At 30.9% G+C, this 14653-nt stretch carries 14 protein-coding genes and 1 pseudogene; 5 read left to right on the forward strand and 10 right to left on the reverse strand.

Features of this window, described 5'->3' with window-relative positions:
• Positions 1 to 257: 257 nt before the first annotated feature.
• From KUA55_RS17770 to KUA55_RS18605, 10 genes and pseudogenes are all read right to left on the reverse strand, one after another.
• A complete protein-coding gene (locus KUA55_RS17770) occupies positions 258 to 2501 on the reverse strand; it encodes an ATP-binding cassette domain-containing protein (protein ID WP_218327716.1) in 2244 nt (747 codons plus the stop codon).
• Between the two features lie 161 nt (positions 2502 to 2662).
• The gene (locus KUA55_RS17775) at positions 2663 to 3337 is read right to left on the reverse strand and encodes a class A sortase (protein ID WP_218327717.1); all 675 of its coding nucleotides are present in this window, start codon (positions 3335 to 3337) and stop codon (positions 2663 to 2665) included.
• Between the two features lie 806 nt (positions 3338 to 4143).
• Complete coding sequence (locus KUA55_RS17780) at positions 4144 to 4671, reverse strand: pyridoxamine 5'-phosphate oxidase family protein (RefSeq protein ID WP_218327718.1); 528 nt, start codon at positions 4669 to 4671, stop codon at positions 4144 to 4146.
• 251 nt (positions 4672 to 4922) lie between these two features.
• Positions 4923 to 6077, reverse strand: coding sequence for a M24 family metallopeptidase (locus tag KUA55_RS17785; protein ID WP_343214743.1), 1155 nt, complete (start codon positions 6075 to 6077; stop codon positions 4923 to 4925).
• Complete coding sequence (locus KUA55_RS17790) at positions 6067 to 6456, reverse strand: NADPH-dependent FMN reductase (protein ID WP_218327727.1); 390 nt, start codon at positions 6454 to 6456, stop codon at positions 6067 to 6069. The genes KUA55_RS17785 and KUA55_RS17790 overlap by 11 nt, the downstream gene beginning before the upstream one ends.
• 386 nt (positions 6457 to 6842) lie before the next feature.
• Positions 6843 to 7610, reverse strand: a complete 768-nt coding sequence (locus tag KUA55_RS17795; protein ID WP_218327719.1) for a DeoR/GlpR family DNA-binding transcription regulator — start codon at positions 7608 to 7610, stop codon at positions 6843 to 6845.
• Between the two features lie 635 nt (positions 7611 to 8245).
• On the reverse strand, positions 8246 to 9253 hold the full coding sequence (locus KUA55_RS17800; RefSeq protein WP_218327720.1) for a linear amide C-N hydrolase: 1008 nt from the start codon (positions 9251 to 9253) through the stop codon (positions 8246 to 8248).
• A gap of 842 nt (positions 9254 to 10095) precedes the next feature.
• Positions 10096 to 10449 carry a hypothetical protein gene (locus KUA55_RS17805; RefSeq protein ID WP_218327721.1) on the reverse strand — a complete coding sequence of 118 codons (354 nt, stop codon included), beginning with the start codon at positions 10447 to 10449 and terminating at the stop codon, positions 10096 to 10098.
• A 212-nt stretch (positions 10450 to 10661) separates the two neighbouring features.
• Positions 10662 to 10757 (reverse strand): annotated as a pseudogene (locus KUA55_RS18675) (DNA/RNA non-specific endonuclease); the annotation flags it as partial.
• Positions 10758 to 10788: 31 nt separating this feature from the next.
• Positions 10789 to 10950, reverse strand: a complete 162-nt coding sequence (locus tag KUA55_RS18605; RefSeq protein ID WP_281419053.1) for a DNA/RNA non-specific endonuclease — start codon at positions 10948 to 10950, stop codon at positions 10789 to 10791.
• A gap of 642 nt (positions 10951 to 11592) precedes the next feature.
• Between KUA55_RS18605 and KUA55_RS17815 the strand changes: the two genes are divergently transcribed.
• From KUA55_RS17815 to KUA55_RS17835, 5 genes are all read left to right on the forward strand, one after another.
• Entirely contained in the window at positions 11593 to 11964 is a 372-nt protein-coding gene (locus tag KUA55_RS17815; RefSeq protein ID WP_218327722.1) for a hypothetical protein, read from the forward strand.
• A gap of 400 nt (positions 11965 to 12364) precedes the next feature.
• On the forward strand, positions 12365 to 12862 hold the full coding sequence (locus tag KUA55_RS17820; protein WP_218327723.1) for a GNAT family N-acetyltransferase: 498 nt from the start codon (positions 12365 to 12367) through the stop codon (positions 12860 to 12862).
• Positions 12863 to 12962: 100 nt separating this feature from the next.
• Positions 12963 to 13649 (forward strand): CPBP family intramembrane glutamic endopeptidase, encoded by a 687-nt coding sequence (locus KUA55_RS17825; RefSeq protein ID WP_218327724.1) that lies wholly within the window; start codon positions 12963 to 12965, stop codon positions 13647 to 13649.
• 158 nt (positions 13650 to 13807) lie between these two features.
• Complete coding sequence (locus KUA55_RS17830; RefSeq protein WP_218327725.1) at positions 13808 to 14377, forward strand: GNAT family N-acetyltransferase; 570 nt, start codon at positions 13808 to 13810, stop codon at positions 14375 to 14377.
• A 61-nt stretch (positions 14378 to 14438) separates the two neighbouring features.
• Positions 14439 to 14653: tRNA-binding protein (locus KUA55_RS17835; protein WP_218327726.1), on the forward strand; the 215-nt coding region annotated here is incomplete at its 3' end.

The raw sequence follows: 14653 nt of genomic DNA on the forward strand, positions 1-14653 counted from the left end.
CCTACCTATTGATTGTAGAAGTAAGTGAAAATCGTACTCTACAAATCATAGAGTACGATTTTATCACTTTTTTAACTTAGAATAATGTGATTTACGTAAATAAACAGAAAAGAGCAGACCCAGATGGGTCTGCTTTTAATATTCAAAGTTATGTTAAGTATATCACTATTACTAAAATAAATATTCTTTATAGTCGACAGGCTATTTTAAACAAAATAAACTTGGATTAGTGGGCATTAGATTTTTTGAGTCATTTTTTACATATAAACACCTGTAATCTTGTCATTCGAACCGGCTAATTTTAATGGAGTACCTTCAAATATTAATGCACCACCTTTGGTACCACCTTCGGGACCTAGCTCAATTATCCAATCTGCCTGCTTAATAACATCTAGATGATGCTCCAATAAAACGACAGTATTACCTTTTTCAACTAATCGATTGAATAATTCCATTAAGTATTCAATATCTTTTAAATGTAGTCCATCAGTAGGCTCATCTAGTAAATAAAAAGCCCCTTTTTTGTGTAACTGATTAGCTAGCTTTAATCGTTGTAGCTCACCTCCGGAAAGGGTAGTAAGAGATTGATGCAGTCTTAAGTACCCTAAGCCAACTTCAATAAGTGTTTGTAGATCTGATTCAAATGAAGCATCTTGAAAGAAAGTACAGCTTTCCATGACTGTCATATCTAAAATATCTACAATAGTTTTTTTTCGATAAGTGTAGTTCAATACCTCGGATTTGTATCGTGAACCTTTACAAACTTCACAAGTAGTGACAACATCATCCATAAAAGCCATATTTGATGTAACAACCCCTTTTCCTTTACAATGGGGACAGGCTCCTTGAGAATTATAACTGAACAAAGTTGAGCTAACATTGTTTGCATTCGCGAATAATTGACGAATTTTACCAAAAATATCCAGATAAGTTAATGGAGTCGATCGTAAGTTAACGCCTATACTCTTCTGTGATATAGCAACTACTTCTAATTGTTTATCAATCGCAGTTTTGCGGATTATTTCCCCCAATGATGATTTACCTGAACCAGCTACACCACATAAAACAGTCAAAGTTTGTAAAGGAATGCTTGTCGAAAATCCTCTTAAATTATGTTCCTTTGCACTGTTGACTACTAAATAATCTTTTGCTCTACGTGGTTTTGTTTTTAAAGCAACCTTGGTTCTTAGTGCCACACTTGTAGCTGTATCTTGTTTTACAAACTCAGTATAAGGTCCAGCAAACTGAATTTGCCCACCGAATTCTCCTGCCCCAGGCCCTACATCAATGATGTAATCAGCAATTTCAATTAATTGCGGATTATGTTCTACTAAAACAATCGTGTTTCCTTTATCTCTTAAAGTACCTAAGGCCAGCTTAATTCGATCAATATCTTTTGGATGTAAACCTGCACTTGGTTCATCTAAAACATATAACACATCATTCAATGCATTAGTAATATATTTTGCAATACGAATTCGTTGAGCCTCTCCTCCAGATAAACTCCCCGTTGAGCGATCCAGTGTTAAATAACTTAATCCCAGATTATTAAGCGATCTTAAACGGCTAATTATTTCTACTTTAATTTCTTTGGCTAATTCATCCTGAATCGAATTTAGGAAATCAATTAAAGTTTCTAAGGGAAAACTAACCGTATCAGCAATATTTTTACCGTTTATTTTACAGCTTCTAACTTTTTCATTAACCCGACTACCATGACATGCAGGACAGAATTTAGTTGTAACAAAAGAATCAATCTTTTTTTTATGACGTTTAGCATCATCTTTGTGCAAAATACTACGATTCATTCTAGGAATAATACCCTCGTATAAAGCTGTTTTTGGCCAGCGGCTAGGCGGACTTTTTAGTTTTTGCTGAGGTGCATATAATAATAGCTCCAGTTCTTCTGGTGTATAGTCCTTAATCTTTTTGTTTAAATCGAATAAACCACTGTATGCATACCGTTTCCAACGCCAAGCATCAAAGCCAAAAGTTGGAAAATCAATTGGACTCTCGTTTAACGACTTATTGAAATCAATCAACTTGTGGATATCCATTTCTGTTACATAACCTAATCCATCACATTTAGGACATTTACCATCTGGATGATTAAATGAAAAGGAATCCGAATATCCAATAAATGGTTTTCCAACCCTAGAAAATAATAATCGCAAAAAAGTATAAATTTCTGTGTATGTTCCAACGGTGGAACGAGAATTCGCTGATAATTTTTTTTGCTCTATAGGAATTGCTACCGGCAAATTGTCAATTCTTTCAACAGTTGGCCGACCATATTTAGGCAACATGTGTTGAATATAACTAGAAAAAGTATCATTCAATTCTCTTCGCGATTCTGCAGCTAATGTATCAAAAACTAAAGAAGACTTTCCCGATCCAGATACACCGGTTACTACAGTCAGTTTATGTTTAGGGATCTTTACCGATATATTCTTTAAATTATTTTGTGTAGCGTTGACAATGTGAATAAAATTATTGTTCATTATTTTCCTCCAATATAAAGAAATTCATTCACTGAAATTTAATAAAATATTCTCATACTTTTATTAACCATGGAGTAAACTTCAATTGCTTTTTAATGCTCTATGCATATAATACACCGGATAGTTAAATTTTTACTTAGTATAATGTGATTTATATAATTTTAACAGGCCTTTTCTTCCAAGTTAAAAGCATTTGATACAGGAACTATTTGTTGTAGCTCTCCTTGAACTATTACTCTGTTTACTCCGCTAACATCTCCACATGTAATTAAAGTAACGAGTGACTTATCGGGTACTTCATCTAGCCATTGAACTGCTGTCGGATCAACTTTTTCTTTTGAAGTGACTTTGTATTCATAAATATTTTCTAAGTCAGTCAAGTAGACAGTTACGCCCAAACTAACTTTTCCTAGAGGTGAAAATAATAAGTCATCCTCATAAGCATGGTGACTTGCTAATCCATAGTTATCCACTCCCATTTGTTGATCTTCTTTGGTCGTGCCTGCACCCCACAGCAATGCTTCGTTGGATAGTCCCTTAAATATAGGTAAATTAATAGCTACGCTAGGTATCGCTGCTCCACCAATAGCTGGTAAACGTTTGTTAGGTAATTTAGCTCTTAACACAGCTTCACTACTAATAGGTTGCACTCCATCAAAATCAAATGTTTCTTTCTTATTTTGATTCTTATGTATTTCTTTTTTTGTTACATTGGAAACTTGATAATTTTCACTTGTTTGACTAATGATAAGATTTTTTATCTGGTTATTAAAAATTAAAGCTAATCCAATTAATAATAAAAGAATTAAAGGGATTGTTTTAACTATTTTTTTCATATGTACATCTCTTCTTTTAATGGATATAAATTTAGATTACATTGTCAAGTTAGTAAAAACATTAAAAAGTTAAGAACTCTGAAATTTCCAAATCTAAGTATATATTTTCAATCTTTATGTTAAATAATAGATTAAATGATTAATAGTCATACCTTATTTGACTCAGCTATAATTAGCAGATCAACGATTTGTTGTTCCTCTAATTTTAATAAATAATCTTGTTTTACTTTTTTTAGTAAATCTAATAGCCGTACATTCAAAATATCTCCTGAACTAGAAAAATAAAGTGTAGTTTCTAACCCGTATCGGGTACTTATTACCGCTTATATAATCAGTGGAGATAAATTTTTTTAACTGTTCTCTTGTAAATATAAACTCTGAAAAAACTGTTGTGCCTTATTTTCAAAAATATCACCATTCTTTTATTAGTCATTATACCTTAATTTGATATATTAATTGAACATAAATTTTAGACATTAGTTTAAACTAGTAAGTCCAGAGTAAATTAAAAAGGTAAAAAAATTTTAAGTTTCTGACCCTTTAAATAATATTTATCAGTCAAGTAGTATGACTTAAAAGCAACAAATCAAAAAGTCCACCATAAGTACAGCTATAATGGATAATTTTAAATGTATCTAATGTTATACAACTTAGATCGAGTAATGCCCATACTATGTCCCATGTCTGAAAAAAATAATATACATTTTCAAAATAGAATATTATTGATAATAAAAGAACTATCCTAAGAAACAGGATAATTCTTTTATACACTATTCTCCAACACTAAATGGTTATCTTTATTTTTATCAAGTATTTTTGGTTCTAAAATGGTGCTTGGCACTTAAATGTTGCACAGTAAATTTAACTACTTTTACATAATCTAAATCATGTTTTTTGTAGTCTGAATCTGAAAATCCGCCTTCTGTTTCTCTATTAATCAATAGGGTTAGTCCATGTGCTTTGTCTGTAGGGTTTTCTAAAACCTCTCCAATAGCCGTTCCTATAATAGACTTGTAATTAGTTGTAAAATTATAATCATTTTTTTCTACAGGAGACCATAGACTTGTTTCTGTTTCGATATTAAAGCCTACGTGAGGATTTTCCTTAATTAAATCAATTTTTCGTCCAGCAGGAGCACCGTGAATATATATAGTTAGTACATCATTGACGTATTCATAACCATAATCTGTAGTAACTACATACGGATAGACGCTTTTTTTATCATTAATCCCCCAGTGAATATAATGAGCTGTTTCAAATATTTTAATTATTTCCGAAACATCAGTTACTTGATCCTTGGTTCTCCTCATTGGAAATTCTTCTTTAAATGTCATTTCTCTATCTCCTTAATTTACATTTCTTCAACTTTGAAAGCAGTCTTGTGATTTAATAAATAGGGTCTGTAATACCCAACTATATCATTTAAAGGTAGAACATCTTCTGAGATATTAATATTTAATTCTTTCTTCAAGTACTCTCTACGTCTGATTATTCGTGTCCATAATTCCGGGTAATCATTTTCTAACTCTTTCCTTAAAGATTCATCAGCAATAGCAACTCCGTCTTCACAGCCTACGCCACCTAATTAATCTATTTTTGGTATTATATCTATTTGAAAAAGTTGGCCACTTTTTATTTCAATAGGAGATTTATCATAAAAAGGTGAGGACATCCACTCCTCATCGGCAACGAAATGTCCTGGATTTAGTTCCCAGTGATATTTTTTTTGTGGAAGTACTTCTTCAATTTTTCTAAAGATTTCTCCTGCCTTGCAACCAACATGAATGCTTTCTAACCAGGTTACTAATGCAGAGTAATATGGCTTAGCCAAAATAGCTTCGTAATTTTTTTCTGGATCGGACAATTCATCTTTGCTACTTGCAACATATGCTGCTCTACTAGAAAGACCTCCTTTGTATCCAACGGAAGCAGAGAATTTATCCCCTAGAGCTAATTCTTTATTTCTAGGATACAATGTTGCATTTGAAAATCGGTCTCCTGTGGAACAGATAGTTGTCACATTGTTGGGTTGTCCAAACAATGTTAAATAATTTGCTATTTCAAGCTCTGTCTTTCCTACATTTATATGATTAAGCGTATTTAAAATTCCTATACCGGAAAGCGTAGCACCATATTCATAATGTGCTATTTCATTCGAATTATTATATATTCTCAAACCAGAACGTGGTGATATTAATAAATCACTTCCGTTAGTAATTTTTTGATCATTATTCACTAACTTTTTAATATTATCAATAATATAGTATGGTATGTCAAAAAGATATTCGTTTTTTTCACATTTAGAAGTAAAATTTTTCCAACCAATAACAGCTACTTTAGTATCTTCTTTTATTTGAGCATTTTTTAAAAAAGAAATGAACTTTGCATCATGCTCCATCGGTTGATTAGGTAGAGAAAAGTATGGTACGTGAATTAAGTGTGCATTTATTCTTGAATATTCTACCATTTTAGTATTCTCATTACCCAATAGTAAAAAGCTATCACCATTTACATGAACAACTAACAAAGCTTCTTCAAATCTAGGAATAAAACCTGTGAAGTACTCGAAATTAGAACCATGTTCTCTATCGGCATAAATTAGAACAGTATCTAAGTCTTTCTCCATCATTTTTTTCAGCAGATTGTTTTTTCTGTTGTCCATTGTATTTTGAGTTAAGTCAACTGGGATAACGTTGTTGGATAGTATCGGTTCGGCTAATTCTACTAATTTAATTTTCATTTAAATCTCTCCTATTATCTTTTTTATTGTGCATATCTATGAAGATAGAAAAATTATCAAAGCACTTTTCTAAAAATTTTATGCTTTCATCGCATGTCAAACCAGACATTTGGTTTAAGTTTTCTTTTGCATTGCCAAGCATGAACTCATTCCTAAACATAACATGAGCGTTTACCTTAGGAGAGTCTAAAATATCTCTTAAATGACTTTGAGCTCTCACTGTTCCTTTTACTCCATAAGAAGTTCCAACAATCATTGTTGGTTTACCATCTAAAGGATGAACTTGAAAGAATAACCATTCTAGTATACTTTTTAAAGCTGAGGTAATAGAGTGATCATATTCAGGAGAACTAAAAATAACTCCATCACTATTTTCAATTTATTCACTTAACTTCATTACACATTTAGGTTTTTTACATTTTTAGAAACGCGAAATATTGGAAATCTACTTAATTCAACAATGTTAATTTCAGCTTTCTGAGAAAAGTGCTCCTTTATAAAATGCAAAAGAATTCGATTATATGAAAACTCTGCATTTGTCCCTAAAATAGCGGTAATTTTTTCATTTACTATTTCATCATCCTTTCTTACTGAAAACCCTCAAAGTAACTATTTGTACCATATAGTAACTTTATGCAACAAAAAAAGTCAACGAAAGTAACAGCGAAAATTTAAATTTTTTAGGTTATCAAAAAAAACTACTTCCTAAAGTAAACATGGAAGTAGTTTTTTTAACTTGTATACAATATTTTAGTTTATGTTTTGTCACGTGCCTGCAATTATTAAACTATCTTTCTTGACTAAGTAATTTTCTAATAAATTTTGTGCATTCTGATAATCAGTAATTATTTTATCAAATTGATTAATTGTACCAAATGAATATGTAAAATTTTTATTGATTTTACTTTTGTCAAAAAGTAGTATTTTATTTTTCGAATGTGTAATTATTTTTTGCTTGACAAAGGCATCTTCTTTAGATTGAACACTCAATCTGCCGTTTTCAGAGATACCTTCGACACCTAGAATACAATAATCAAAAAATAAATTGTCAATATAGTCTAAGGTGTCTACCCCTAAAAACCCATCTGAAAGTGGTCTATATGTTCCTGGAATAATATTAAGCTTTAAGTCCTCAATTGTTGAAAAATATTTCATAATTGATAAAGAATTAGTAAAAAAATTAGAACTACGTTTACCTTTTAGCTCCTTTGCAGCGTAAGAAACAGTTGTTCCTGTTTCTAAAAAGATAGTGTGTCCATCATCTATCAACGAGCTTACTTTTTTTGCAATTTTTTTCTTTTCATTAACAAAGATATCATTTTTTACATGAATAGGATATTCGACTATATCAGTATCAATGTACATAGCACCGCCATGGAATAATTCTACAACACCTAACTTTTCCAACTCACTAAAGTCTCTATTTATAGTCATTTTTGAAACTTTCAATTCATTAACCAACTCGTTTGTTGTAGCTGTTCCTTGCTGTTTCAATTTTTTTAAAATATATTTTTGTCTTTCCTTTAAATTCATTTTTACTTCTCCTCAAATAAAATTATAAGCATAAAAAGATTATACAAAGGCTTATATGTTTAAATAGTCTCTTACTTAAGTTCATTTTTATTACTACTCATATTAAAATTCATATCAATCAGAGTTTAAATAAATTTTGACGAAAACTTTACTAACAGTTTCAAAATCAGATTTACTCATAACATTTAAATATTTATACTTATACAAGGCTTGTATCGGGACTACACCCGAATTTTTTAATAAACGGATCATTAATTCAAGGACTTCTTTTTGCTGATTGGTTAAAGTAATCATAATTCACATATTCAATCCTATCGTTAAAAAATTTTTATATAAAGGTATCTTTATTATTATTCTACACGAAAAGCGAAGTTTAAGCTTTATATTTAATAGATACGTAAAACAGACAATTGAGAGGGGTGTAATTTCGACAACTCAAAAAGTCCATTATAAGTATACCTATAATGGACAATCTTATTTTTGAATTATATATCTAAACAAAAAGATATACCTATGTTCGATTTAAAAATACAAATAAAAAGAGCCAGAAACATGTTTCTGGCTCTAAAAAAGTAATTATAGAATTAAGCTGAAGTATATATTCTATTATTCTTTTCCTAGATTATTTATATGTTTTAAACTTCATGATACAAATTTTTTTCTAAATTAATTTTTATAGATCCCGGTTGATCACCAAATTTATTCATCAAAGAATCTAATGTCACTTTTGTAAATGTCTCTGAAGCAGTAGGTTTTAATTGCAATTCTTTATTATTAATATCATATCCTGCCCAATAGGCAGTATAATCTGATTTTGTAGGAGAATCTTTTTCTATACCTTTTGGAATAATAACTGAACAAAAAACATTATATAAATCATTTAGTGCATGTGAATCGTCAGGTTTATCCATCATTTTAGATAAAAGAGTAATTTTAATATATCTTGAGGGGCTAGTGTAATCACCTGGCAATCCATGGAGACCCGATCCGCTCTCAATGTCTTTAATAGTTAAGTCTCCTAACTCAAGAAGAGGCTTAGTGTAGTCACTCAAATTTACATAATTCCTTAAATTAGTTAAGTGCCAATCATATGTTGGACTATTTGCAATAGAACCTGAAGTATTTTCATAAACTTTTAGTTCCCCATTGTCTACAGCTTCTAATATAATAGATTTTCCAGATGCATCTGTAAACATCTGATGTAATGGTAAAAAAGTTTCTAAGTCTAACATTTTATTTCTTGTAGACTTGTTTATAACTGCTAATTTTGAAGCAAGAAATGCCACTTCTTCGACATTAGCGCACTGCGATAAAAATAAAGCTACTAGCTCATCCATTACAACAGGTTTTTTGTCCTTTTTAATTAAACTTTCTTCACTAGTACAAGTGGCTTCTTCGAAATAAAAGCAACCTCCAGTTAAACCTTCACTATTTATACCGTCAGTCATCAAGAAGGTATCTGGCATACCCATTCCAAAAAAAGAATATTTAGAATGTATGTTACCTGAAATCATTGAAAATTCTTTACCGCCTGGAAAATAAAGCAATTCTCCACCACTGTTAAAAAAATCAAAAGCAAAGTCCATAGTTCTTGCCCAATAATAATTACCTTGGTTTGATGAAATAGTTGTTCCTGTACACATAAAAAAACCTCCATCTTAAAATAATTTATTAAATTAACCATAGCCCATATTTCTTGGTTGCACCTTAATCATGTAAACTTAGTTTGCTCAAGTCACTATATAATTTCACTGTTGTATCAGTAATACTATTTATGACCATTTTTTATAGCCCTATAATACGCCTAAACAATTTTAAATGCTAGAAATATCTATATAGTAATCATATTAATGTGCTATTTTTCAGTTTAACGGAAAATACTTTAATATAGGATTCTTTGGAAAGTAGAAAGTGTTACCTATGGATATACCCAAAAATAACACTTATAGTAGTAAATCATTGGACACTAGTGTAGACTAATTAATTTTGAGTAAATTAAAAGAGTCAAAAATTTTTAAGTTTCTGACCATTAAGAACTATTTAATAGTCACACAAAATTGACAATAAAAAGTAACATAGAATCAACAAATCAAAAAGTCCATTATAAGTATACCCATAAGTAACACATTCAATGTTCTGTTTCTGTTATATCAGTGAATTTTAGTATTAAGAGTTTACTTTCAAAATTTTTCTCTACGGAATATAACACTATTAAAATTATACTGGTGTATTTACAAATTTTAAAAATATCTATGTCATTTAGAGTACGTTATTACTCGATTTTTATACCAATCAATATCCAAATATTTTTCCAAAACCATATCCAATATTTTTTTTGTAAAGATTTGTCGATTTATCGAAATTTCTATATCAATAGTGTATTCATCTATTTCAGAGCAAAGAAGAATAAAATGTGAAGCAGTAGGATGAAATTTTATGTTAACATTTTTCCCTTCAATTTGACTGTAATATTTTTTTAATTCTTTCAAAATTCTAGATCCTTTTGGGTTTGCTGCATGCAAAACATGACATCTAAGAGCATACCCAACTGCACCAGATAGATGATAGGCGTATTTTTTTTCGTTATTACCAAATCGGCTTTAAATAAAGGAGAAATATTTTCATTCCACCAGTCAATATAATCTGTATCAGCAGATTGTTTACCATCATTCCTGTCTATTGAAGAGCATATATCTGGAAGTATCAAACAACAGATAAAAGCGGCCCCATAAGCTTCTCTTTTATAAGCAGAATCTATATCATCTAGTAAAAAAAGTAAATTCTGTCTTTTTCTCTCATCTTTTACCTTCATTAATGCCATATCATTTATATTCTTCATAAAACAAATCTCAACTCCCTACTTTTCCAGTAACGTAGTCCAACGTATAACCATCTTCCACATTGTAAATAAATACATTGTAACTGATCGTGGTATCTTCCACGCTCTACGCTTCCATTTGCACCCCACGACAAAGTAACTCGGTTTCTTTGAAAAAAGGTCACACAGTAACACACATGATTTTTCGTCTGTCTCAGATAGTCTGCTACTTGATGCTCATATTGTACCATGGTTCCTTGGTTCATTTGTTCTGTCCCTGTAAAAAGGTTCTTCCAGTTGTCATTTTCTCCTGTCAGTTGGTAGCCCAGTAAATGACTACGATTATATAATCATTTCCCATTAGATAGTTTTCTGCTTCCGACCTGTCGGATAGACGGACGAAATATCGCCTCTTTCTTCTTTCGGCATTAAATCATGACCTAACAACGCATTGGCGACACCAACACGATTCAAATTGTCTAAGTCTGAGAAGATTTGCCATGAGCCATTAGCCGGTGACAAATCTTCCTGATTAAAAATTCGATTGATTATTATTGATAGTTACGACTTTGTTCGTGCCTTCATAGTCTAAATTATCGACATCTTGGTTCATTGTTGAATTAGTGATCTCAGAGGTGATCGTTGTATTTGTCTAGTCTTTTGCTGTCTGTTCCGTATCTCCCATGCAAACAATCCAACAGATATTGGGATCAATACACCTAATAAGTCGTTATTGATTTTTTTCTTTTTCATAGTCAATTCCTATAAATATAATTAAAAGGTAATCCCGAGTAAATGCATAGGTCGAAGCTACCATTTATTTCAATCGCGATATTTATATCGTTTGTTACCCATGAACACATCTATACTTATTCGTCTCTTTATTTCTGTCTTTTTAAATGTAATGAACCTCAACCGATAGAATTTCATTCCAGTCACTTACAATCTCTTCAAAACGGTTTTTTACATCTCCTTTGCTAATGGCCGTTATGAGTCGAGGTATCTTTTCATTTTGTTCCCCGCTTGTTTACCAAATTAAAAAAGTATCCATTTCCTCACTCATTTATCTCGGTCGTTTACGGAATATTACTCCCATTTACTTCTCTTAATATTTGATTTATTATTAATATTCAATTAAATAATTCATCACTTAGGAGGATTTATATGAATTACAAAGAAAGAAAAGATTATTTGTTTTATGTTTCAATAGCTTTTTTAGTAGGGTCTTTTCTCTATGGTTGCTTGGCTTTTTTTCCATTCATTGATTCTTCTCTTGATCTTCCTATGAAAACCAAAATTATTAATTTTATTTTGTCTACGCTTCTAGGTGGATATTTAATTTGTTCCATCCTATCTGGTATTTTACAATTCATTCGATTCATCAAAAAGCAATCTAGACTAGTCAAAATCTTATCGATTGTCTTCTTCTTAATAACTGTTCTAATCATTATTGCAGTTGGTTTCTTTTCAACTCTTCCATACTATATCTACAATATCTGGCAAGTCAAAAAGAGAAAAATTCTGATAGAAAAGTAAACCATATTTTTGAGAGCGATACCACTTAATCTGTTGGTATGCATGTTGTCTCGATATTACTAAGATACTCCTTGCCTTTAAATTTTTCATAAAGTAAATAAGATTTTTCTCCTTATGCAAATCTGAAACCGTCTTTTTAACAAATTCTATATGTTCTTCAATCCTTCCAACTTTTATACTAGTATGTGCGATTGCTGAACTTTCTAAAATTTGGTTTTCTCTTTTTTGGTCAGCTATCTGATTCATTTCATCATTCACAATCCCTTTCTTAATTTGGTAATATTGAGGGTTGGTAGACTTATCATGCTTACTTTTTTATATGACAGTCGTTAATCCGTATATTAATTTTCTAACCATAATTGAACATTTTCAAAAAAATATCAGAAAGGACCACTGTATTATGATGCTTGAAACTAAAAGATTATACTTAATCCCCTTAACCGCTAAACAACTTGAATTATGGATAAATGATCTCCCAAGACTAGAAAAAGATTTAAATTGTCAGTATTTTGCTGAACCTTTACAAGGCTTTTTTCTAGAAATTGTTGCTGAACAATTGAAAAAAACTAAAAAAGATGAAAAAAATTACTTATATCATACGTTTTGGTTTTTAATACGTAAATCAGATAATGTCGTAGTTGGTTTAGCAGACTTTAAAGATATTCCAAATCTAAATCATGAAATAGAAATTGGTTATGGTTTAGGGGAAAACTTTAGACATCAAGGCTTTATGACTGAAGCTGTGCAAATAATGTGCGACTGGGCAATCAATCAAACCAACGTTTCCTTTGTTATCGCTGAAACTGAAATTGACAATTCTCAATCGCAAAACATATTAAAAAGCTGCGGTTTTGTTAAATACAAACAATCTGAAACCGCATGGTGGAAATTATCCTAAACAACATACCAAAAATACCTTTATGCAATCTCAGTCATTAGCGGAATTAACTATATTAATTTTTTTTGGTACAATTAAATAAAAAATATGGAGCGACCTATTGAATAAGTATATGACGGGTAAAAAAATGACGAAAATTAGTAAGCCTGTATTAGTGGCTGTAATCCTGACTTTTCTATATGGGATATTTTTTTACTTCTCTACTTCATTTTTATGGAACAAAGGCTGGTTAATCTCGCTAAAAGATATCACCTCACAAAATATTTGGATTAAGTTTTTATCAGACATTATAACTAATCTATTATTTGTCATCCTAATTTTTGCCCTGATCTTTTTGAAAAAAAGACCATTAAGTGAAGTGGGCCTCACGAAAAACTCTCGGTTGATAAGTGTGCTGCTACTAGTAGTTTATTTAATTATGTTTTTGTCTAACGGAGATTTCACAGTAAAAGGGGTTTATTTAGCTTTCTTTTACTTAGTTATTGTCGCCTTCTCTGAGGAATTTATTTTCAGAGGCTACTTATTCACAATAATAGATCAAGAATATGGTTTTCGAATAGGAATAATCGTTAGTGGTTTGCTATTTGGTGCTATGCATGGACTTTTACCAACAATTATTGGAAATGGTTCACTTGCAGATTTATTTACCAACATTTCAAGTAATTTATTAGGTCAAGGGATTGTTGGTGGCGGACTATTTGCTTTGGCTTATAAAAAGAGTGGAACCTTGTTTGTTCCAATTTTAATCCATGCAATTTTAGATTATTCGAGTGTCCTATTTGGGTAAATTAAAAAAGCATCTTTATTTTTAGTCATTAGTTACACAATTGTCTCAACTACATGAACTTCCATTCCGTTAAAACACCTTTTTATATTCAAAATAAATTGATTTTATGAATAGTATATGGGATAATTTCCTTTAATATTTTGAAAGGTTTGATTCTAATGAGTGACTTATATATAAAGCTTGCACAACATCCAGTAATCAATTCGGAACGCTTAATTTTAAGACCGATGACCTTAGATGATACGAATGCATTATTTGAGCTCACTTCAGATTTAGAAACAGCAAAATACGTGTCCAATATCCACAGAAGCTTAAACGATGCAGCTGATTATATCGTAACCAAATTTTTGAATGCACCTTTGGGTCAATTTGCTATTGAAGAAAAATTAACTGGTAAAATGATTGGCAGTGTAAGTTATAATCGCATTGACTCCCTCATGAAAACTGCTGAGATTGGCTACATGCTTAATCGCCATTACTGGAATAAAGGATACATGACTGAAACTTTAAAAACTATGCTTGAATATGGCTTTGAAAAATTTGAATTTAATAGCTTGATGGCTGTTTTCGATAAAAATAATATAGCATCACGCAAAGTTATCTTAAAAAGTGGCTTAAAATATCTTTTCGAAGATCCTTATTCGAGAAAAGACTTTATTGACCCACAAAAAAATGTCACCGATGTTTTTTATCGTCTGACAAAAGACGAATACTTTCATCCAGAATAATTTCCCATAGGATTTCTAGTGACTTTTTACAATAGAAAACTAATACTGGAGGAAATATATTATGATTACAATGGAACAATTTGACGAAGTTGAAATGAGAGTTGGTACAGTTACAAATGTTTCTTTAAATAAGAGAGCAAGAAAGCCTGCGTATAAAGTTACAGTTGATTTAGGAGAATTCGGTAGTAAAAACAGTTCAGCACAACTAACTAATTATGAGGCAGAAGAACTTATTGGTAAACAAGTAGTCTGCGTCTGCAGTTTTGCACCAATCAG

This window comes from Enterococcus alishanensis, assembly GCF_019218635.1.
GTDB classification, from domain to species: Bacteria; Bacillota; Bacilli; order Lactobacillales; family Enterococcaceae; genus Enterococcus_A; species Enterococcus_A alishanensis.